Here is a 21789-nt window from a genome sequence, read left to right as displayed (position 1 = left end):
AGCCGTTACGTCATTAGCGATCGTATAACCCCAAATTTTGGATTGAGCTTCGTCTGGTGTGCAGTCTAAGCAATAGTCACCGATTACCAGTGCTAACTCTCCCTCATAGTCTACTCGCTGAGACTGAGGCGGATACTGGATGGCTTGAGAGTCAGGAATTATAGTGGTAGGGGGTTTAAGAAACAGTAAAGGTTCCTCAGGAACTGATGTTCCCAATTCCGCTGCGTGTTCAGTATAGTTTTTCCCTACAGCCACGATTTTAGTTGGTGCACACGGAGCCAGCAATTGATAGCTTTCTGGTTCCAACTCTAAATCTATGGGTTGTCCTTGTAACCAAGGTGGTGCATCCAGCACCTGAATAGTGCGGGTCACCTGTAACAAGCCGTAGTAGGTCTGTCCTTTAGAAGATTTAACTCGGACGTAGCGCTGTGTCATAACAATAGATGTTCCTTGATAATATTACCAAAATTCTCTACTTTACCTAAATTAGTCCTGAGTTGGCAGTACGTCAGTACTGAGTACCGATAACAGATTGTCCTTAACAGTACAATAGATAACAAGCTGCATTCATACATAGCATCTTCTAGTAGTGTCTGGTGGTGCCTAGTGTTATTCCCCTTTGACGAATGTACTTTCTTTGAGCACCACTTAATTGAAATTTAATTGAAATTGGTTGCACAAGGGGTTAAAATGGTGAAGGGGTAATGCTTGTCAAGTATTCATATCAAAGTATTGAGATAAAAGTATTCAGATAAGTGTAACAACCCCACACACTTACCGATCCGGTAACTGTCCGCTTGAGTAGCGGTAGATCAATTCCTTGCTTCTTTAACTATCCAGTAGCAAGCAACTCAATTACCCAACCTTTAACCATACCTTCGGTGAGGGTCAAGGAAAGCTGATTGTTAGTGCTGATTGTTAGTGCTGATTGTTAGTGCTGTCCATCGGATAAAAAGAAGCCAACTTGTCCATAAGGAGATTAATACCAGTGCAAAACACTTACGAAATGATGTATATCCTGCGTCCTGATTTGGGCGAGGAACAAGTAGATCAAGCTATCGGCAAATACCGAGACCTGTTGCAGGAACTCGGTGGAGAGCAAATCGAGATTCAGCATCGTGGCAAGCGTCGTTTAGCCTATCCCATTGATAGGTACCGGGAAGGGATTTATATCCAAATGAACTATAATGGACCAGGTACCCATGTGGCCAAGATTGAGCGAGCAATGCGTCTAAGTCAAGATGTGATTCGCTACCTGACCATTAGACTCGAATCATCTCCAGCTCCTAAACCAGAACCAGCAGAAGTTGAAGCTTGAACTCTCGGTATTCTAGGGGGTAATAGGTAATGGGTAACAGGTAATAGGTAATGGGTAGTTGACGATTACCTATTTCCTGTAGACTCTTTGCTGGCTACAAAACACTAACGATTAAAGACTAAGGACTAAGGAGTATCGATAAATTCAGTTCTTGGAAAGGTTCGGAATCTGGCTTAATCTCAATTTGATTCGGTTGAGCCGATTCACCATTAATCAGTAAATTATACTTACCCTGCTGCAACCCTTCTAAATAAAAGACCCCAGCACCGTTGGTAATCGAAAAAATCGATTTTCCTGAATCAACTGGTACTGCTTCTACCTTCGCCCCCTCCACCGCTTCTCCCGCAGCATCAGTGACTACACCTGCAAACGTGTAGGATAGTACCATTGGCACAGTAACTGGAGTATAGCTACCGGGCACCACCTCCACTGCATAAGCTGATTCCTCAGGTTTCCAGTCGATGGGATATCCGGCAGGGTCAAGGTCGAGGCGATAGGTGTCAGGGTCGAGTTTGACAAAAATCCCATTGTTGCGAATGTCTGGTCGAAAAGAGGTAATCGATTTATTATTCAGCAGTAAAAGTAAATCCGGCTCTTCGAGGTAAATCTCTTCCCCTGTATCTCGTTTACCATTGCCATTGTTGTCAAAGAAAGGCTGAATTAACAATCCCCCTCGGCTGCGTAAGCGGTCAAAGCGGGTGTCGGCAGCGCTAATCCCTGATTGGACATTGATATTGGGAGAAAGTTCAATCCTGAAGGTGCTGCCATCAGAGGTAGTAGATATTTCTTGATAACGTAACCGCAATACTAATCCGGGAATCACCGCACTGGAAGCTGAGGCAATCAATCCATTACCGCGAGAACCAAAGCCATAGGCGAAATCCAAGTCCCAGAGATATCGACCATCACTAAACTGTTGTTGAGAACGATAGCGCCAAGCTAAGCGAGCCAGGTGATCATCACGGTTATTGGAATCCCGGGTTTCGTAACCCAGTAGCAGGGAATGTCCTTTAGAGGCACTGCTATCGGACAAATAATAGATCAGTTCTGAATTGGTAGTGATTTCATTGCCTCGATGGGAGAGTATCAGACTTCCCAGGTTAGACCTCAAACTCCAGCGCAAGTTATTATTGGTGTCGATGTCAGCACTGGCAGAGAGTGAGAAATCTTGGCTAGTGTGGGAAATGCTCATACCAGCAGCTAAGGCTTCTTCCCGAGTGTTTCCACTGGCTCTCAAGGTTAAACCACTAAAGACTTGCCAGTTGACCCGAAACCGCTGGGCTAGACTATCACTGTTGAAGTTAAAGCTCAGCTTAGGAGAGGGTTGGAAGTTAATACTGGCATCATAGTCTATCTCCTCATCCTCTGTACCCAAAAGAGCCGACACTTTTACCTTTAAGGGAAAGCCAGCAGGTTGATAGAATAGTTCCCCTAACCCCAACACTGACTCGTCGTAAACCACCCCCATCCCCAAGGTCAGGTCTTCTGTGACTCCTAAGCGATAGGCAATTCCCCCCCGCACGTCTATAAACTCACCGAAGAAATTCCCATTCTGGCTCGATTCTCGACTCAAGCCAGTGGAAACAACTAAAGCAGAGGCTCCCTTGGTCAATTGACCCGGTAGAGTAGAGAATTTGGCCTCTCGAATTTCCGGTTCCGCAGTAAGCTGTCCATCTGGGTATAGAAAGACGCGATAAGTATTGCTACCGCCTCGTCCAGTTATGACATTTTCAAAGCGGTAAACCCCAGAGGAGTCCACTAGGATTTCATCCACCACTACATCATTAAAACCTTGGGTCAGCTGGACTAATGTACCCGGTTCAGCTTCCCCAGTAACCCTGCGTCTAATGTCATTGGCTTGCAACCGTTGGCTAGGATTAAATCCACCTCTTGATGAGGGTGGGGTAAATCCCCAGCGCTGGATAGTGGTCGCACCCCAATATTGACCTGTTCCTTGACTTCGCCAAAAGGTGGGCTGGGAACCTAGGACAAAATCCGCTGCATCGGTTTGGCGAAAATACTGGGCTTCCTGTAACCGAAACGTCCCGGTATCGGTTAAATCCGGTTGGCGAGTCCTCAAAAACCAGCTACCTCCTAATAAGGTGCCGACGGTGGTAAATTCTCCACTATAGTTAGTGGAATTAGACACGGAACTGCTACCACCCCCTCTGCCACTAATATTTACCCGTTGTCTGATCGCGGATATGCTAAAGGCAGGGGCATCAATCTCAGATAATCCTTCCAGTACGACTGGGATTTCTGGAGTTCGCCGACCTTTGGGCCGCATATTCAACCAGGGGGGATTAAACCTAATCGCGTATTCAATCATGTCAAACTCCGTCGGAACTCCTAGAAGAGTTTGGATGGTTTTGACGGGAATGACTAATCCTAATTCTGGGTCCGTTGGTAATTCTTCTGGATTGATGCGGGTGACTAAACCAGGCGATCGCACTTCTAATTGACCATCTTCTAAGGGTTTGACATCTAATTTCAAGCCCTTAATCACATCATCTAAGGGAATCAGCCACTTTTCAAAATTAATTGCCTGGGAACCATCTTCAAATCCCCGCACTAAGGTACTAGGAATCACATTCTGTTTTCCCAGATTTACCCCCACAGGAAGAATAATCAATTGATCACTATCGTTTCGCCTTGGGCTAGAGGTAGTGGCGGCGACTTCCGGTTTTGGTATTTCAGGTGCTAGTGTTTGGGCAACAACGGAAGTTATGGTAATCAAAGAAGACAAGAGAGTTGTTACAGCTAGATAAGCTAGTGAAATAATTTTCATCCAACACCTATGAGCTGACTAAATGCTGACTAAATTTTTTAAGGGAAACTACATACAGACTTTCCAATTTGGTCAGATCTAACAGTAACTAAGGGGTTTGATACATCTGGTTTATTGCAGTAGCACTCCTATTCCATTATTACCCGTATTTTTCTCCACCTTAATTAACTTCACTGAATTTTTAAATTCGGTATCTTTCCGGATGTATCCAGTTATGAAATTAGGAAACAATATAATTACAAAAAAATTACAAACAAACAGTTTATTTCCACCAGATAAAGGACATGAGAAACCAATTCGGTAAATCCTTATTTATTTCCGCATTGACTGCTTTAGGTGTTGCTGCTGGTGCTACCAGTGCCTTTGCTCAGGTACCTCCTGGTCCTCCTGCTTCTGCTACTATAGAGCAGGAGTTTGAATTTGAGGGCACAGTAGAGGGAACCTGTTCTTTTATAGATGTTCAACCTGGTACTCTAATAAACCCTGCTCCCGAAGTATTAGCTGTTCTTAACCCAGGTGATGCTGCTACAGGTTTGATGGTTTGTAATACCCCATCAACTGTCTCTCTTGGAGACTTGATGGCGATGAATCCTCTATCTGAAGAACTTTTAGACACCGCCGAGACCTACAACTATGGAGTTTATTTTGTTGAGATTGATCGTCCAACAACTGGCGATATCGAGCGTAATATGGGAGAACCTGCAGCATAACCACTAAATTTACCTCCTAGCAAATTCGAGGTTGAAGCTGACATGTTGATCGAGGTAATTTTACCCCTTAAATGCGGTGATTACGCCTTTAAGTTTACGGTTACAGCTACAGCTAACTAAACTCAACTATTGGCTGGAAGCCATCCACCTATCCCCCTAGGTAATTGATGTTACTGCAATTAAACTCTATATTTTTAGTTGTCTCCGTGGGAATCGGCTTGAGCAGATTTTTACTACGGAGACTTTACCAACAAACCGTTGATTTATAATAATCTAACATCAGCTAATTATTCTGTCAATATCTATAGCAATTAATGGGTTGAGGGACATTTTTTGAGGGAGCAGGGAGCAGGGAGCAGGGAGCAGGGAGTAGGGAATAGGGAGTAGGGAGTAGGGAGTAGGGAGTAGGGAGTAGGTAAAAAATATTGTTTACCTCATTACTTATGAGAACTGCTATATAAGCATTCAGCTACATGGGAGCTATCAGCTACTAATAACTAGTAATTAATAAAAAGTAATAATTATATAAATTTTATAGATTTTTGGTAATAATCTGGATGGTAACAGGGGAATAACACGGATATAAAACCGTAACGTTATCCCAGACAATTACCATGTCCAAACAACTGATTAAATCCCTAGTCATTATTACGATAACTGCCTTGGGAATAGCCGCTAGAGGGTATCTATAAAAAAAAGATTAAAGAAAGAAGCTGGTGAGACTTGAAGATGAGAAGTGATTAGAAGAGCGAGTGAGTGAAGTGAATGAATCGCAAAGCTTATCCAACAGACCTTAGGGACAAGCAGTGGGTTCTAATTGAACCCCTGCTGCCTGCAGCTAAATCGGTAACAGGGCGAGGTCGCAAACGAACAGTAATCAGAGGAGAAATAGTCAACGCTATTCTGTATTGGAGCCGGAGTGGCTGTGCATGGGAACTACTTCCTCACGACTTCCCTCCACCCAAAACAGTTTATAGTTCAGGACTTACTTGCGTAAGTCCTGTCTCCATGACGTACATAGACAGTGACACCAACGCGAGGTACAATGCCCATACTTACACCACCACGGTTATTCTGGGAATGTTCCAGATTTTCTGTGAAAATCACTGCCCGATATTCCCCTTTCTCCATACTAGGAGGAAAGCGGTAAATCATTCGGATGCGGCGAGTTACTCCTGGTTCTACTACCAATTCACGAGGGGAGAATTGTAGATAAGGGGTTAAATCATTAGAGCTAGATTCCAATGCCTCAAACCCATTTTCATCGTAGGTGAAAGGTGTGGCATAGACACGGGCTCGAAATGCTTTATTACTGCGATTGGTGACGTTGATGATACCTCTGGCTTGACCTCGTTCTGCTTCTTCTTCAATAACTAAGGGAGAAACTTGAACCTGAGCTTTAGCTAATCCGGGAAATAGCACCAGTGCAGATAAGGCGCAGCTACCTAAATAGGTTATTAAATGTTGATTGAGTTTAATCATTTCTAGGGAATAGGGAATCGGGAATCGGAACCCACCCCTAACCCCTCCCAGGAGGGGAACGGGAATCGGGAAGTTAGAATTTAGAATTTAGAATTTAGAATTTAGAATTTAGAATTGGGAATCGGGAATCGGGAATCGGGAATTGGGAATCGGAAATCGGGAATCGGGAATCGGAAATAGTAAATAGCTAAAAATATGTGTAACTAATTAATATAAAACTAAGGATTTAGCTTATGGGCTATGTCCCAGCGTCGAAGCCTGTGCCACGACGATACTTGAGGTGCCGCCAACGGCTGACGGCTGACGGCTGACGGCTGATTGCTGTTCGCGTAGCGTGCGCGTAGCGCATATGCTTACGATAATTTAGTAAACAGCGATATACTTTAATCTATTGTTGACTAATTTTATGGTAATAGGTATGGTAAAAATTAATGATTTTTATATAGTATGTTTTTTAAACAATCGTTATAAATACGGATATAGCAATGCTAAGTCATTTGTAAGTAGTCACACAATAACAATTACCTGTTTTACAAAATAAAAACTATGATTTTGTAAGCATTACCGAGAATGGGAAGAGGTAATTTATTTTGTAATGATAATTAAACAATACTTCCCTTAAAATCGTCCTGAGTGCTAACTACTGATAAATTAAGCGATGATCACAGAATATTCAAGTTCAATCCTGACTTAGGCAACAAAAGCAGGAAAAGGTTGATATGTAATCCCTTTGCTCTGACACCTATGCCAGCATGATAGTAACGGACATTGCCTCAAATCAAGAAATTTCCAGTTGGAATCGGCAAACCTATCAACGTTTGAAACTCGCTTTGAGTATTGGTCTGCGCCGCCAGCTTTTTTTGGCAGTGTGTGATGACCTGAATCTGCGCAACCAGCTAGCAGATCAATTATACCGGGAGTTAGGCTTATGTGCAGCAAACGGGTCAAGGAACCACCAAGGTTACCCAAAGTTGGTCAGCTTGAATTTAAATCTGAGCGAGCCTAATCCCCTAGCTCAGATTAATCAATGGTTAACCGACCATCAGGAATCTTATACTTCTGAAAGTATACCGGGATTTCAGATTCTGGGTATAGAAAACTTAACACGGCAACCCGCAGCACTGCAACGATTGTTTCTTAGGCATTTACAGGCAATTGGGCATAATCTCAGCTACTGGGAACTGACTTTCTTGCTCTGGTTGCCACGACCTTGGTTTTATTCCATTCAGCAGTCCGTACCAGAATTTTGGCAACAGCACACTGGTTTCTTTGAGTTTGAAGGAGAACCAACACCCCTATCCCAAGGGGTGGCTGATACACCACAAGCTTCCTACACATTACCCCCTTCAACAACAGTAATCGATCCTGGTCAGGAAGATGTGGAGACACTACCAGGGCAAGAGGAGGTGTTGACAGTTGAAAGTTTTAATGTTGAAACACCACAAGATAACTTTCAACCAAACAACGTGCCACCTACAACTGAAACTGAAACACCACAAGATAACTTTCAACTAAACAACCTGCCACCGGCAACTGAAACTGAAACTGAAACTGAAACACCACAAGATAACTGCGAACTAAACCACCTGCCACCTGGAACTCAAAAACCATCTACAGGCCAAACCTATCTTGAATTGGGCAATCATTATCGCTACCTGATTGAACAGGGAGATGCCTCTGAGGAAAACTTAGTGATCGCAATCCAGGCTTATGAGCAGGCGCTGCAATGGTCAAAATTCAAACCTATAGAAGAATCCGCTATCCTCAATGATGTGGGAAATTTCTACTGGATGCTATCTCGTTGTCCGAACAATGACAACCTGATGGTCTCTTATTTAGAGCAAGGGATTAAATGCTATCAAATAGCACTAACTGACTTTTTAGCGGAACAATCTCCGGAAATTTTTAGCATGATACAGAATAATTTGGGAACAGCTTATGGAGAGTTAGGCCACTACCAAGACTTAGCTAAAAATCTGGAAAATTCTATTCGCGCCTATGAAGAAGCTTTGCGCTATAGCGGTGCTGATCATGACATGGTTAAATATGCTTCAACCCAGAACAACTTAGGAACGGCTTACTGGAATCTAGCGCAACATCAATCACCAGTGCCTAATTTAAAGAAAGCGATCGCAGCCTACCAAGAAGCCATCTGTGATCATGACACCACAGCCAATCCTCAAAATTGGGCAATGATTCAAAATAACTTGGGTACGGCTTACTGGAGTCTTGCCCAGCACGAACAACCAACAGTCTGGTTGAAGCTAGGGATATTTGCTTATAAAGATGCTCTCAAATACCGGAAACCAGAGGTTGACCCAGCTGGCTATGCTGCAACCCAGAATAACCTGGGTACCGCCTACTGGCACTTAGCCGACCAGTTAAAGGAGGAATATGGGGCACAAGCAGAATACTTTAAGCAATGTATAAGGGCTTATGAAAATGCTCTTGCGATCGCAGGACATCAACCACACCCGTCTGACCAAGTCCTTAACCAGAATAGATCGCCTATACCAGTTAACTTTGATATTATAGCTACCTACAACAACTTGGGGCTAGTGCATTTCCAGCTAGCCACACAGCCACAATTTTCCTTAACCAAAGGGTCTAAGTTAACTCATTTAGAAGCTGCCCTACACCAACATGTGCAAGCTTGTATGGGTACAGTTGATCAACCCGAAACCTACCAAATTTCTCTGAACTACCTGATCCACACTATTCGGGCATTCTCTCGGGAAAATGGTCCTGCGGGACAAAGCCTTGCCCTTTCCAAAGTTCCCGGTCAGCTATTACCAGAAATTTTGCCTCGCCTATGAGCTTAAGAATTTATAGCAATTCTCAGCAACCTTTGAGCGACATTGCTTATGCTTTTAATGCAAAAGTAACCCACCCCTAACCCCTCCCAGTAGGGGAAATATAAAAGGGAATAAGAAAGATGATTTTAAGGGAATCACCGTCAAAAAAGACTGTACCTCATAAGTGCGATTAACGCTATAAATTACCAATTAGTAATTACCAATTACCAAATTTATCATAACTCTAAAAAGGTAGTTCACCATTTTCATCATATTCTAACTCTTGCGGCCTATTCTGAATCTTGATATAAAACGGTCTTGGATCAGGTTGATTTTCGGCTACTGATGATTGGGGTTGCTCTTGGTCAAAGCTACCCTGAGTATCATTGACAAACGACTCTACTGATGGCTCTTTGGCCATGACTTCATTATTACTCATATCATCATTTAAATCAATAATTTCTCCGCCAAAACAATCTTTAATTTTCCCTAAAGCTTGCTCTATTTGATCAGCATCCCAGTCTAAGTCAGAGAAATCATACGGTGGCCTGGATAATGCTGGCCTGGATAATACTGGGCTGGATAATACAGTGTCCACTGCTTCAGATGTTTCAGAATTGCTAGGAGGGGCAAGGTTTTGTGGCTGGGATGGTTGGGGGGAGGGGTTTACTGCTGGCTTTGAAGAGTCACTGGTGCTAGGTGGCACAACTAGTTTGGCCTCCGTTGAATCCCCCTTTGAATCCCCCTTGCTGCTTGAAGATTCCTGTGGTGCTTCTGGGGTAGTGATTGGTGGAGGTAATTTCGGAGTTGGTACTGCTGGTAGGGTCACTCTTGATTGAGGAGCGGTCTGGGTGGGGAGTGCTCCTACTAGTTGAAAATTAACTTTCACATGACCTGGATGGACTTTGGCAAATGCCTTTTGAATTTGGGGCAACATTCCTTGTATGAGCTTTTGTACACCCTTCTTTTTGATGCCAATAGATGCCTCTCGGCCATTGAAAGCTAATAAACAGCCGTTGCTACGCAGTATTTCTCTAGAGCCATCCAGTTCAATATTATGAATGACCTGTTGCCAAACCTGCTCGATTTCGTATGGCTGGTTGCTAAGGTCGCTGTCTCGATTAACACTAGCGCTATGGTAAACTTCCTGATTCGGTGTTGAGGTTGTCACTAAATCAGGGGTTTTGGGTATGCCATTAGTAGAGGTGTCCGGGTGTGGTTGAGACCCTAACCTTTCTGAAGGCTTAGGCTCCTCAGTTTCCTGAGTCTTTGGCTTCTGAGCTGGTTTACTTGGATGCTCTGGTTTAGGAGTAGTCTGATCTGGGGAAGAGGTTGGTTGATTGTACCGCTCTTTTCTGAGCTGATGTCTCCCAACTGGTGCTAGGTTAGGCTGGTGCCTAGGTTTAACCGAAGGTGCTGAGGGTTTGACTGATGGATTTTTAGGGAATAACTGTGAGGTTTCTACGGATTGAGAGGCAAGAGCCGCTGGCAATAAACCCATTAGGGTTACTTCTAACCAGAGACGGGGCTGGGTAGTGTTTTTGATCTGAACTTCACTGTCTTTTAGATGCTGTTGACCACGTAAAATACTCTCCACATCAAGCTGTTTAGCTAACTCACACAGCTTCTGCCAGGTTGGAAGGGTGATGGCTGATAAATTATTACGAGCAGGAGCAGTTTTAGCAATCAACAAATCTCGGTAGAAGCTAGCGAGATTTTGTAGGATAACTAGGGGCTCTCGACCTCTATCGATCAGATAGCCACATTGTTCTAGTACTGCTACTGCTTCAGAAGATGCGATCGCGTTTAGCAATGCCAGCAAGTCTTGTTCAGGTACTGCCCCCACTAAATCCCAAACCTGCTCTACCGTGACCTGTTCATCTAACAAACTCAGTTGATCTAGCAAACTTTCTGCATCCCGGAGCCCCCCTTGAGCCACTTGTGCCACTAGGGTTAAGGCATCTGGTGTAATAGCGATATTTTCGTTAACTGCAATAGCCTTCAGATGAGACACCATTGCCTCTAGGGGAATGCGGCGAAAATCAAAACGTTGGCAGCGGGAAATAATGGTGGGTAATACCCGTTGAGGGTCTGTGGTAGCCAAGATGAAGACTACCCGCTCCGGCGGTTCTTCCAGGGTTTTGAGAAGGGAGTTGAAGGCTGCGGTACTAAGCATATGGCATTCATCGATCACATACACTTTGTAGCGGCACTGGACTGGGGCAAATTGAGCCCGTTCAATGATTTCCCTGATCTTATCTACGCCGGTATGACTAGCTGCGTCCATCTCAGTCACATCCAAGGATAAACCACCAGCGATCTCACGGCAGACGTGACATTCACCACAAGGAAATGGAGTTGGCAAAGGACTCTTGAGACAGTTGAGAGACTTAGCTAAAATCCGTGCCGAAGAGGTTTTTCCCGTACCTCTAGGGCCAGTAAACAAATAGGCAGGGGCAATGCGCTCACTCTCGATGGCATTGGTTAGGGTTTTTGCGATCGCATCTTGCCCCACTAAATCCGCAAATCTCTGGGGACGATATTTGTGATGTAGGGGTTCGTAGCTCACGACTTTCTGCTGTGGGGGGCTTACCGGATTGGTCTAGTAGTGTTTTAGTGACATACTCCCGACGCTGCCAAGCACTGGACAGTGCGGGCTTCTTACCAACACCAGCTACTGCTTAGGTTACACGGGTTACTTTATTAACGACACGGTCAGAAGTTACCGCAAGAAGAGGGTTTGAAGTTACCGTAAGACAGGGTCGCCTTTATGGTCGGCAGGCTATGGGTAAAAGGGTTAAGGCTATTGTTATAAGGCGACCCTGTCTAAGGCGCGCGTCTCTGGCCTTTATGGTTAGTCGGCTATGGGTAAAGGGTTAAAACTTTATGATTAAGGCTGCCCTCTTCTAAGGTTTCGCCTCCGGGATGCCCCGACCCGCCGGAACAATACAAAAAAAGTTCATTAACCAAAGTACTGCTGGAATTTTACCCATCCACAGATAACTCAAACTATCAAGTTTTTTCTGAAGGTCACCCCATATTCCAGGTTGTAAAGGTACAGGCACGTAGGTGGCGGTTAGCTCTTAATTTGTTTTTCCCTACTATCGGTAGTATATCGCATTGGCATTTCGACGTTCCGACCCTTGCCCCGCGCTTCCCATACGACACTTACCCTATCAGGTATTGTGCGGGGCTTCTCACGGTTTAGCTAATAGTGTTTTAATTTTAGGCAAGACAGATCGGGGTCTTATGAGGGATTGCTGGAGAGAGGGTTTTGTTAAACCTTTATCTTCGGTGGTAATCTTTCACCAAAGATAGTAACAGGGATATCAGATTCCCATACTACTGATCGGTTAGCTTACGTAAACTATATAATCGAGCATTTCCACCTCATCGATATATATCATCTTCTGTTTTAATTATGGAATCAGCTATTTCTTCTTCTGTTAGTACTACTGACGAATTACCCCGCGAGGTGAGAGTTGCTCAACTGCGTAATCTGGTAGAAACTCTACACATCGCAGATGAAATTGCCAGCCAAGGCTACCTGATTAGTAGTTCTGAACTGGCGGATTTAATGGATGTCAACGCCAGCGCTGTCACCAGTCGGGGGAACCACTGGTCTTGGCGCAACTGGGTTGTGTCCAGGGTCAGGCGTGAAGGTAATCAAATTCTGTGGCAGTTAGAACGGGTAGACAAAGGGAATATAATGGATGAAGACTAAGCCTTACAAGACTAAGCTAGATAGGGGCGTGCCTATATTACGTTGAGACTATGTTGGTAAGTATTCAGAAGTCAGTGGTCAGCAGTCAGCGGTCAGTTTATTTGATTCAATTGCGGTGTGCTCCTCAAGTAGTGTGGCCACAGGCTGTTGGCTGATACGCGACACGCTGATACGCGACACGCTGATACGCGACACGCTGATACGCGACACGCTGAATGCTTACATATGTTGAGTGTTGACCCAAGACCCCACCGTTAACGATTAACACTCAACACTCAACCGTACCACTGGTGGAGTTAACCCAAGAAACACAACTGGAGGTGCGCGCCCGTTCGCGCCCCGCGTCGGCGAAAGCCGATAGGTGCGACCCTAGGCCGCGAGGGATTGCTCGCGGCCTAGCAGGCGCGCACCTAATCCGGAAAGCGCACCTAATATTACCGAAATAAATGGGTTGAAAGCCTCCCCCTTTTAGGGGGACTTTTGGTACAATTATCCAAGAGGAACTGAGTTTGTAGGTGATAACTCAGCTTAAAAACCTTCTGAAAAACAAGAAACGGTGTAATTGCTCTTGCTAGGAGTTCAAACGAGCCAAAATTCGTACAAGGCTGATTTTCCTCAATCAGAATAGCAATTCAATGATTAACTCAATAGCAAAAGTACCGTAGGGCATACGGAAACTTCCCAAGAAGTTTGGGTAAAAGCTTGGAGAACTATCCACATGCAGGGGTTCTAGATATTAAGTGATATTCTAGTTTGCAACGGAATAGGACATAATCGTGTAAGACCTGAGTAAGGGGAACCTAAAAGGGCTGTGATTAGCTCAAGAATCCTCGTCCTTTTAGGGCGAGGAGTGTCAATTATATGTCTTGTCACAACTGGGATGATGGGAAAATAGCTAATATATTGGCAGTAACCCTAGTCTTGCCAATGTAGGTTACAGCGCAAGAACATGGGTCAAACAGAGCGAGCAGCTTCATGGCATCCGTACCCAAAATGACTTCACCTGTCTCGGAAAACCCGAAGAATTTGATCCGCCCATTTCAATACCATGATTTGGCAGCAATTGAGAAGCTACTGCAACAGGCAACTGATGAGCAGAGTAAGATCTGCCCATCAGTTGACCAACAGCCACTTAAGCAAGTTAGACGCTGGTATTGGTTGCTGAAGTTTTTGAGTTGGTTTCCCAACCCCTACCAGTACAGTTTTTGTATCTATGTGGCTGAGCAACTCCAACAGCTGCGCGGACTGATCAAAATTTCCCCATTTAATCACACCCGTAGTACTTGGCGGGTGGAGCAGGTGTTAGTTGATGCCAACACTCCTCTAGTAAGTAACACCCTGGCAACTCGAGACATTGGCTCGGCTCTGTTGCGCTATTGCTTTGAAAAAATTTGGCAAGCGCGAACTTGGTTATTGGAAGTCAATATCAATCATAAAAGTTCACTGGCTCTGTATCGGCAAAACGGATTCCAGCCCCTAGCTCAGATGACCTATTGGGCGATTGAGCCAAAACTGCTGGAAAAATTGGCGGTTCGTGAACCAGATTTGCCGAACCTGTTGCCTGTCAGTAACGCAGATGCTCAGTTGCTCTATCAGCTGGATACGGCATCAATGCCACCAATAGTGCGTAAGGTTTTTGACCGCCATATTCAGGATTTTCAAACCAGTATGTCACGGAAAATCATTGATTCACTGTGGCAGTGGCTAAATCATACTGAAGTAATCAGTGCCTATGTATTTGAACCACAGCGTAAAGTCGCCGTTGGCTATTTTCGGCTGCGACTGTGCCGTGATGGTAACCGTACCAACTCAGCTGAGTTAACAGTTCATCCAGCCTACAATTACCTATATCCAGAGTTACTGTCTCAGATAGCACGGATTGCTCAAAAACTGCCTTCCCAATCCCTAAATCTGGCAACGGCTGACTATCAAGCTGAGCAGGAAGAGTATCTAGCTGAGCTGGGAGCAGAACGGATTGAGCATACTCTGCTGATGTCCCGTTCCGTTTGGCATAAGTTGCGGGAAACCAAGTCTGTTACTTTTGAGTTATCTGATGTGCTTCAGGGGCTACAGCCAGCTCGAACTCCAATCCCCAGCCGCATATCCTGGTCACAATCCCCATCGAAGAAACACCGTGCTAAGGTAAAAAAGGTCTCCATTGGGGTTTCCCAGTCCTCCAGTGTAGTCTCTCAAGAGGAGAGGGTGTCAGTTAAATCTTCACCGCAGAAGTAGTTAGTTATCCCCACTTGGGTTATAAAAGCTAATTTACAGATGCCCCATACCTAATGTGCCATTCCCCAAATTCGCTCTTTGACTAAAAATGGATAGCATAGGAGCTTAAGTTATGGAAAGAATTTCAGCACTGGGATTGGATTTGGGAAGCAAACGTATTGGTGTGGCGGGTTGTGATGGGACGGGTTTGATTGCTACTGGTTTAACTACCATTGAGCGTACCTCCTTTCAGCGGGATGTTGACCAACTGCGAGAGTTAGTTGAAACCAGAGAAGTGCAGGTACTGGTGGTAGGTTTACCTTATTCGATGGATGGAACCCTGGGTTTCCAGGCACGAAAGGTGCAAAAATTGGCTAGGCGATTAGCAGCAGCACTCCAGCTGCCGGTAGAGTATATCGATGAACGGCTTACCTCTTGGGAGGCTGAATCGCGACTCAAGGCGAGTAAGCGATCGCTTACCCACAATAAAGGACTGATTGACCGTCACGCTGCTGCTATCATCCTACAACAGTGGTTAGATAGGCGGCGCTCGGGGAATTGAATCCCTTCTTGATGGTGATAGAATAGAAAACTGTTGACTTATACTAATTAAACTTTATCGATGAGTCTAACTCAAGAACGTAAAACTGAAATTATTAATGGCTACCAGGTTCATGAAACTGACACTGGTTCGGCAGAGGTGCAAGTGGCTATCCTGACTGAGCGTATCAATACATTAAGTCTCCATCTACAAAGCCACAAAAAAGATTACTCGTCTAGACGGGGATTATTGAAGATGATCGGTCGCCGCAAGCGCTTACTTAGCTATATTCGTCAAGACGATCAACAACGGTATCAAAAATTGATTGAGCGCTTAGGTATTCGGGGTTAGACCCTAGTTGAACGGACCCTAGTTGAAAAGAGCTTATGTCTACTGAACCGTCACGGGAGCGATTGCCTTTTGAACCACGTCAAAAGCGCAAAAAGAACCCTAAAGCCCAAAATTCATCAACAAATCCCCAAGCTACTCCAAAGGAAAAACCCAGTCAAACTACTGTCAAGCAAGATAAGAAACAAGATAAGAAGCAAGATTTGCCAAGGGCAGCCTCAAAGGACTCAATGGCAATCCCCGATGTGGTCAGTAAACGGATGGTGCGTCGGATGGCTCTAATGTGCGGTATTCCCAGTTTCTTAGGGATAGTTACATTTGTGGTTAGCTATTTATTGATCACACAGGTTGGGGTAGAGTTACCCCATGTGGCAGTGATTCTGGTGAGTATGGGATGCTTTGGTCTAGGTGTGTTGGGGTTGAGCTATGGTGTTCTTTCTGCTTCGTGGGAGGAAGATATACCAGGAACTTTTTTTGGTTGGCAAGAGTTCAGCACTAACCTAGGCAGATTGACATCAGCATGGCGTGCTGCTAAGACAAAAAGTTAACCTTTTGGGGGATCCTATGGTCTCAGTTTGGGTATAAGGTTACCAGGTAGGAAGCACTTTTTCGCTTCCTAACTAACCTGGGTAAGTAATTTGTTATTTTAATTAACATATTGTTATATTAATTAGTTATATTTTTTGCGTTCTTCCGCCTAAATCCAAGATTCTACAAGGGTAATTTGATCAAAATTTTGGTTCAAGCAGATATCGCGACTATTGAAATATAAATATAAGTCAAAAAGGCATATATAGAGCAAGAAAGTATTCTATAGAATAATAAAGCACTCTGTCAACAGCAAAGGGTAGGAACTCGACCATCTCCCACCCACATTCCCTGACTGGGACTAAAGTCCCTAAGCTGTTAAGAATCTAGTTGTATGAGACACTCTAACGGAAATCTTGGGTTTCAGCCTTAGAATTATCCTTGTTTAGATGTACAACAAATTAATCGGCTCTTAGTCGGCTCGTTTTTCATCCCCGGTCATTAGACGCGGGGTTTATAAACTCACGAGGATTTTTTTTATGATAGTAGTCATGAAGGTAGGCTCTCCAGAAGTCGAGGTGACTCGCCTTAGCCAAGAATTGAGCCAATGGGGGCTGACTCCAGAAAAAATTGTTGGTAAGCATAAAGTAGTGTTGGGTCTAGTTGGTGACACCGCTTCTTTAGACCCCCTACAAATTCAGGAAATTAGTCCGTGGATAGAACAGGTACTGCGGGTAGAGCAACCGTTTAAACGGGCTAGCCGTCAGTATCGTCATGGGGAAGCCAGTGAGGTGCTAGTGCCAACGCCCAATGGGCCAGTGGTATTCGGTGAACACCATCCCTTGGTGATTGTTGCGGGTCCGTGCTCCGTGGAAAACGAGGAGATGATCGTCGAAACAGCACGCAGGGTTAAGGCATCAGGAGCAAAGTTCCTGCGGGGAGGTGCCTACAAACCCCGGACATCCCCCTATTCCTTCCAGGGTCATGGGGAAAGTGCCTTGGATTTGCTAGCCAAGGCACGGGAAGAAACTGGGTTGGGCATCATTACTGAAGTGATGGACACGGCTGATGTGGATAAAATTGGTACGGTAGCAGATGTGCTGCAAGTTGGTGCCCGTAATATGCAGAACTTTGCCCTACTGAAAAAAGTGGGGGCTCAAGATAAGCCAGTACTCCTGAAGCGGGGCATGTCAGCAACTATTGATGAGTGGTTGATGGCTGCTGAATATATCCTAGCAGCGGGCAATTCTAATGTGATTCTTTGTGAACGGGGAATTCGGACATTTGACCGTAAATACAGCCGGAATACCCTAGATCTTTCAGTACTGCCAGTCTTACGACTCCTAACTCACTTGCCGATTATGATTGACCCCAGTCATGGCACAGGCAAGTCTGATTATGTTCCAGCTATGGCAAAAGCAGCGATCGCAGCTGGAACTGACTCGTTGATGATCGAAGTTCACCCCAACCCCGCTAAAGCCCTGTCTGATGGACCACAATCTTTGACACCGGAGCGGTTTGACGAGTTGGTGAAAGAAATGGCGGTAATCGGTCAAGCCGTAGGGCGTTGGCCTCAATCTGCTGTGGCTCTTGCTAGTCATTAGTAGTTAGTTTTTAGTGATGACCTGAGTTCGACATAACCAACTTGATCTAGAACTCAGGTTAATTAAGACTAAGAACTAATCAAACAAAGACTCTGTGTTCTAGACAAGGCATCTGTTGGCGGACTTGTTGGAGGCGGTTTGGGTCAATTTCTGCGATCGCAACTCCTGGTGTGTCTCCAGCATCTGCCAAGATTACCCCCCAAGGGTCTACTATCATCGCATGACCATGGGTGTAGCGCATGGCATAGTGACGACCAGTTTGAGCTGGCGCAATCACATAGCAGGTGTTTTCGATGGCTCTAGCTTGGAGCAGAACTTGCCAATGGTCTTTGCCAGTGTAGGCGGTGAAGGCAGCAGGCACAAACAATACATCCGCTCCATTCTGGGATAAGTGTCGGTAGAGTTCCGAGAATCGAACATCATAACAGACAGAGAGTCCCAAATTGCCGAATTCTGGGGACGGGTAGACCTTGGGTAGTTCAGTTCCAGCCTTAACTGTCTCTGATTCTCGATAGGTATTCCCATCAGGAAGGTTAACATCAAATAGATGAGCTTTATGGTAACGAGCTAGTTCATTGCCACTCGAACCGATGAGTAGGGCTGTATTGTAGACTTTACTAGTACCCACTGGTACCGGAAAGCCACCACCAAGGATAGTGACTTGGAACCGTTGCGCCATAGTTTTGAGGAATTGTTCACTTTGCTCTGCGATCGCATCAGCGTGGGTAATTTTGTCTTGCTCTGTACCAAGAAAAGAAAAGTTTTCCGGTAAGCTGATCAGTTGAGCACCACGACGCACGGCTAGGTCGATCAGTTCTTCTGCCTGGACTAGGTTTTGTTCTAGGTCAGGGGAGCTAGTCATTTGAATGGCAGCTGCAAGATAGCACTTCATTATGATTCAAAGGTAGAGTTTTCAAGATAGAAACATATTAAGACAGATATTATACCGAGTTGCATTCAGTTGCATTCAAAGATAGTAGATTGCTTGGATAGGGAGATTGGGAGATTGGGAGATTGGGAGATTGGGAGATTGGGAGAACAGAAAGTTTTAGGTTGGACCGCAACTTGGTATTAAATTCATTTACTATATTTTCCCCAGAATGACCCAAACCAAATTAAAAAAATTTAATCACTGTCAGACTTCCCGTCGCAGCACAAGCACTGGACAGTGGGCAAATCGAACGACTCGCTCAGCTACTGACCCCAAAACAAATCGTTTCAGACCGGTGTAGCCATGAGATGGGATCACAATCAGATCAATGGCTTGTTCCCTGGCGTAGTCGATGATGTTTGAGGCAGGATTGCCAATGCTGATGTTGACATGGATTCCTTCGTATTGAGGTTCCTTGAATCTGTCAGAAAGTACCTTTTCCACATGGGATTTACGAGTCTGGCTATCTACTGTACGCCACATCACTCCCGGTTCAGCAGGGTTGAGAGGGGGGAGAACATGGATAACGTATATATGAGATGCATCCTTGACAAAGTCTATTGTTTTTTCTAAAGCCTCAAAGGAGGTTTCAGAAAAATCAATGGGTACAAGTACACGGTCGGTGGCAAATAAGCTCATAGATTATTGACTCCTATGGCTTCTTTAAAAATATTATAAATACTAATCTTCTAAGAAGATTGAGTTACGGGAACTATTTTCCCAGAATTCAAGCGATCCATATAGTCTTTAAGTTCAGTGGCTACTTTGCTACAGAGGAAATAGGCACCGAAAAGATTAGGTAAACCCATAGCATGAAGCATACTATCACTGAAATTAATGACTGCTTCTGGGTTAGCCACAGCTCCAATAAAGATGGTGATCAAAAATAATATTTTGTAGACAATCAAAGTTCTCGAACCAAACAAATAATCCCAACAGATTTCACCATAGTAACTCCATGAAATCATGGTAGAGAAAGCAAAAAAGAACACAGATATGGCAAGGAGGATGGGAAACCAACTAATGACACTACCAAAAGCAGCGGCGGTCATTTCGGCACCACCGAACTCAGCAAACTCAGAATTTTTGTATACTCCAGTGATGACTATTACTAAAGAAGTCATATTGCAGATGACCACAGTAACAATAAAAGGTTCGAGTAGGGCTATAATGCCTTCCCGCACTGGTTCCTCAGTCCTGGCAGCGGCGTGAGCAATGGCAGATGTACCAATACCTGCCTCATTAGTAAAGGTTGAACGCCTTAATCCCTGTACTAACACCCCAATCAAACCTCCCTCAACGGCTTGGGGAGACAAGGCTTCTGTCACAATAGTTTCGATTGCAGATGGGATGCTGGAAAAATTGACAATCAGAATCCAGAGGGATGTCAAAATGTAGATCCCACACATGACGGGTACGATGGTACCAGCCACTAAGCCAATACGTTGAATGCCACCAATAATCACCAATGTCACTAGGCCAACCATAATTAAGCCATAAACCCAGCCTCGATTAATCAGCCAGGGGACTACGCTGGCCATTACTTCAAAGGATTGGTTAGCTTGAAACATGCTTGAACCACCAAATGACCCAGCAATGGCAAAGATGCAGAATACGAGGCTCACAATTTTGCCGAGTTTTTGATATCCCATTTCCGCTAAACCAGCCGAGAGGTAATACATTGGACCACCAGCTATGGTTCCGTCTGGTCTGACCACTCGATATTTTTGAGCCAGGGTACATTCTACAAATTTACTGCTCATGGCCAATAACCCGGCAAGGGTCATCCATAACGCAGCTCCTGGTCCTCCGATACTGATGGCAAAAGCAACACCGCCAATGCTACCGAGTCCAACACCAGCGGATAGGGCAGTTGATAGAGCTTGAAAGGAAGAGATTTCACCGTTTTGGTTGGGTTGCTCGTATTTGCCTAAGGCTATATCAATGGCGTGTCGAAATCCCCAGATGTTGATGAAGTTCATCCGGAAGGTGAAGAATAGGCTACCACAGACTAGCCACAAGACAATCAGTGGCATACCACTGATGCTAAAGAAGAGTACATTAGATATGCCATTTAAGATTTGGTTAACAATACCGGTGAGGTGAGTTAGAACCGAGTTGTTTGCTGCTACAGCTAAAGTGGGTAAATTGAAAAAAATAGGATTTAGTGTCAACGTCTTTTAGCAATACTTCTTTACAAATTTACCAGGACTTACCAAAAACTGGACACCAAATCTAATCAGTAGTAAGGTTACCCTAGTGCTAGATTTGCTGTCAAGATTCACGGTTATGGTCTTGACAAAGACTAACTAATCAAAGATAATAATAGATTACGTGTCGATTCCTGCTCGGATCAGGTGAAGGCATAACAAAAGCTGGCACAAGCAAGAAATCCTATCCATCGGAACAAACACTAACCAGCTACCTGTACGGCAACTCTAGAAAAACAAATCCATGACCTACGCAATTATCGAAACTGGTGGCAAGCAACTGCGAGTCGAACCGGGTCGCTTTTACGACATCGAATTACTGCACGTTGAACCAGAGCAAAATGTCACCATCGACAAAGTCCTGTTCGTTAATCATGATGGTGAAATCAGCATCGGTCAGCCCTTAGTTGAAGGAGCAACCGTACAAGGAACGGTGATGCGACACTTTCGCGATCGCAAAATCATCGTCTACAAAATGCAGCCCAAGAAGAAAACCCGTAAGAAGCGGGGACACAGACAGGAAAAAACCCGTCTGATGATTGATGCTATTAGTATGAATGGTTCTGTGCTCGCCTCGGTTTCCAAAGCAGAGGAAGCAC

General features: G+C 44.7%; 17 protein-coding genes and 1 pseudogene. 11 read left to right on the top strand and 7 right to left on the bottom strand.

Translation table 11 applies throughout. From position 1 onward, the window contains the following. Positions 1-435: fumarylacetoacetate hydrolase family protein (locus tag F6K57_RS25025; protein ID WP_293071328.1), on the bottom strand; the 435-nt coding region annotated here is incomplete at its 3' end. A 574-nt stretch (positions 436-1009) separates the two neighbouring features. Between F6K57_RS25025 and rpsF the strand changes: the two genes are divergently transcribed. Then, a complete protein-coding gene (rpsF, locus tag F6K57_RS25020) occupies positions 1010-1318 on the top strand; it encodes a 30S ribosomal protein S6 (RefSeq protein ID WP_293021674.1) in 309 nt (102 codons plus the stop codon). Positions 1319-1436: 118 nt separating this feature from the next. Here rpsF and F6K57_RS25015 read toward each other — a convergent pair whose 3' ends face one another. After that, positions 1437-4106, bottom strand: coding sequence for a carboxypeptidase-like regulatory domain-containing protein (locus F6K57_RS25015; RefSeq protein ID WP_293021624.1), 2670 nt, complete (start codon positions 4104-4106; stop codon positions 1437-1439). A gap of 284 nt (positions 4107-4390) precedes the next feature. Here F6K57_RS25015 and F6K57_RS25010 point away from each other — a divergent pair, with 284 nt between their 5' ends. Both F6K57_RS25010 and F6K57_RS42155 read left to right on the top strand, forming a co-directional pair. Next, positions 4391-4816 carry a hypothetical protein gene (locus F6K57_RS25010; protein WP_293021627.1) on the top strand — a complete coding sequence of 142 codons (426 nt, stop codon included), beginning with the start codon at positions 4391-4393 and terminating at the stop codon, positions 4814-4816. A gap of 765 nt (positions 4817-5581) precedes the next feature. Then, positions 5582-5782, top strand: a pseudogene (locus F6K57_RS42155) (transposase); the annotation flags it as partial. A 12-nt stretch (positions 5783-5794) separates the two neighbouring features. Here the strand turns inward: F6K57_RS42155 and F6K57_RS25005 are convergent. Continuing rightward, positions 5795-6298, bottom strand: a complete 504-nt coding sequence (locus tag F6K57_RS25005) for a hypothetical protein (protein ID WP_293021629.1) — start codon at positions 6296-6298, stop codon at positions 5795-5797. Between the two features lie 752 nt (positions 6299-7050). Here F6K57_RS25005 and F6K57_RS25000 point away from each other — a divergent pair. Beyond that, on the top strand, positions 7051-9114 hold the full coding sequence (locus F6K57_RS25000) for a tetratricopeptide repeat protein (RefSeq protein ID WP_293021631.1): 2064 nt from the start codon (positions 7051-7053) through the stop codon (positions 9112-9114). A gap of 223 nt (positions 9115-9337) precedes the next feature. Here F6K57_RS25000 and F6K57_RS24995 read toward each other — a convergent pair whose 3' ends face one another. Next, positions 9338-11662 (bottom strand): DNA polymerase III subunit gamma/tau, encoded by a 2325-nt coding sequence (locus tag F6K57_RS24995; RefSeq protein WP_293021633.1) that lies wholly within the window; start codon positions 11660-11662, stop codon positions 9338-9340. Positions 11663-12514: 852 nt separating this feature from the next. On the opposite strand from F6K57_RS24995, the gene F6K57_RS24990 reads away from it, so the two are divergent. The 6 genes from F6K57_RS24990 (at position 12515) to aroF (ending at position 18049) form a co-directional block, all read left to right on the top strand. Continuing rightward, on the top strand, positions 12515-12817 hold the full coding sequence (locus F6K57_RS24990) for a hypothetical protein (RefSeq protein WP_008188499.1): 303 nt from the start codon (positions 12515-12517) through the stop codon (positions 12815-12817). 993 nt (positions 12818-13810) lie between these two features. Continuing rightward, the gene (locus F6K57_RS24985) at positions 13811-15049 is read left to right on the top strand and encodes a GNAT family N-acetyltransferase (RefSeq protein WP_293021638.1); all 1239 of its coding nucleotides are present in this window, start codon (positions 13811-13813) and stop codon (positions 15047-15049) included. Positions 15050-15161: 112 nt separating this feature from the next. Further along, positions 15162-15590, top strand: coding sequence for a Holliday junction resolvase RuvX (ruvX, locus tag F6K57_RS24980; protein ID WP_293021640.1), 429 nt, complete (start codon positions 15162-15164; stop codon positions 15588-15590). Between the two features lie 60 nt (positions 15591-15650). Further along, positions 15651-15920 (top strand): 30S ribosomal protein S15, encoded by a 270-nt coding sequence (gene rpsO / locus F6K57_RS24975; protein ID WP_008188496.1) that lies wholly within the window; start codon positions 15651-15653, stop codon positions 15918-15920. A gap of 35 nt (positions 15921-15955) precedes the next feature. Next, entirely contained in the window at positions 15956-16465 is a 510-nt protein-coding gene (locus F6K57_RS24970) for a PAM68 family protein (RefSeq protein WP_293021643.1), read from the top strand. Positions 16466-16984: 519 nt separating this feature from the next. Beyond that, entirely contained in the window at positions 16985-18049 is a 1065-nt protein-coding gene (gene aroF / locus F6K57_RS24965) for a 3-deoxy-7-phosphoheptulonate synthase (protein WP_293071327.1), read from the top strand. A gap of 79 nt (positions 18050-18128) precedes the next feature. Here aroF and F6K57_RS24960 read toward each other — a convergent pair whose 3' ends face one another. The 3 genes from F6K57_RS24960 to F6K57_RS24950 form a co-directional block, all read right to left on the bottom strand. Next, complete coding sequence (locus tag F6K57_RS24960; RefSeq protein WP_293021647.1) at positions 18129-18941, bottom strand: carbon-nitrogen hydrolase family protein; 813 nt, start codon at positions 18939-18941, stop codon at positions 18129-18131. A 243-nt stretch (positions 18942-19184) separates the two neighbouring features. Then, positions 19185-19619: a universal stress protein gene (locus tag F6K57_RS24955; protein WP_293021649.1), complete on the bottom strand. Its 435-nt coding sequence runs from the start codon at positions 19617-19619 to the stop codon at positions 19185-19187. A gap of 50 nt (positions 19620-19669) precedes the next feature. Next, complete coding sequence (locus F6K57_RS24950) at positions 19670-21073, bottom strand: alanine/glycine:cation symporter family protein (RefSeq protein ID WP_364304065.1); 1404 nt, start codon at positions 21071-21073, stop codon at positions 19670-19672. Positions 21074-21434: 361 nt separating this feature from the next. Between F6K57_RS24950 and rplU the strand changes: the two genes are divergently transcribed. Then, positions 21435-21789: 50S ribosomal protein L21 (rplU, locus tag F6K57_RS24945; RefSeq protein WP_293071326.1), on the top strand; the 355-nt coding region annotated here is incomplete at its 3' end.

Origin of the sequence: Moorena sp. SIO4A5 (assembly GCF_010672005.1) — a bacterium.
Taxonomy (GTDB): Bacteria; Cyanobacteriota; Cyanobacteriia; order Cyanobacteriales; family Coleofasciculaceae; genus Moorena.
Note: the sequence above shows the minus strand (reverse complement) of the source record. Positions and strands in the feature narration are given on the sequence as shown.

Excerpts from the sequence above, each read along its gene's own strand:
- F6K57_RS25005 (WP_293021629.1), bottom strand. The coding sequence starts at position 6,298 with ATGATTAAACTCAATCAACATTTAATAACCTATTTAGGTAGCTGCGCC.
- rpsF (WP_293021674.1), top strand. The coding sequence starts at position 1,010 with ATGTATATCCTGCGTCCTGATTTGGGCGAGGAACAAGTAGATCAAGCT.
- F6K57_RS24990 (WP_008188499.1), top strand. The coding sequence starts at position 12,515 with ATGGAATCAGCTATTTCTTCTTCTGTTAGTACTACTGACGAATTACCC.
- F6K57_RS25010 (WP_293021627.1), top strand. The coding sequence starts at position 4,391 with ATGAGAAACCAATTCGGTAAATCCTTATTTATTTCCGCATTGACTGCT.
- rpsO (WP_008188496.1), top strand. The coding sequence starts at position 15,651 with ATGAGTCTAACTCAAGAACGTAAAACTGAAATTATTAATGGCTACCAG.
- F6K57_RS24955 (WP_293021649.1), bottom strand. The coding sequence starts at position 19,619 with ATGAGCTTATTTGCCACCGACCGTGTACTTGTACCCATTGATTTTTCT.
- F6K57_RS24960 (WP_293021647.1), bottom strand. The coding sequence starts at position 18,941 with ATGAAGTGCTATCTTGCAGCTGCCATTCAAATGACTAGCTCCCCTGAC.
- ruvX (WP_293021640.1), top strand. The coding sequence starts at position 15,162 with ATGGAAAGAATTTCAGCACTGGGATTGGATTTGGGAAGCAAACGTATT.
- F6K57_RS25015 (WP_293021624.1), bottom strand. The coding sequence starts at position 4,106 with ATGAAAATTATTTCACTAGCTTATCTAGCTGTAACAACTCTCTTGTCT.
- F6K57_RS24985 (WP_293021638.1), top strand. The coding sequence starts at position 13,811 with ATGACTTCACCTGTCTCGGAAAACCCGAAGAATTTGATCCGCCCATTT.
- aroF (WP_293071327.1), top strand. The coding sequence starts at position 16,985 with ATGATAGTAGTCATGAAGGTAGGCTCTCCAGAAGTCGAGGTGACTCGC.
- F6K57_RS25000 (WP_293021631.1), top strand. The coding sequence starts at position 7,051 with ATGATAGTAACGGACATTGCCTCAAATCAAGAAATTTCCAGTTGGAAT.
- F6K57_RS24970 (WP_293021643.1), top strand. The coding sequence starts at position 15,956 with ATGTCTACTGAACCGTCACGGGAGCGATTGCCTTTTGAACCACGTCAA.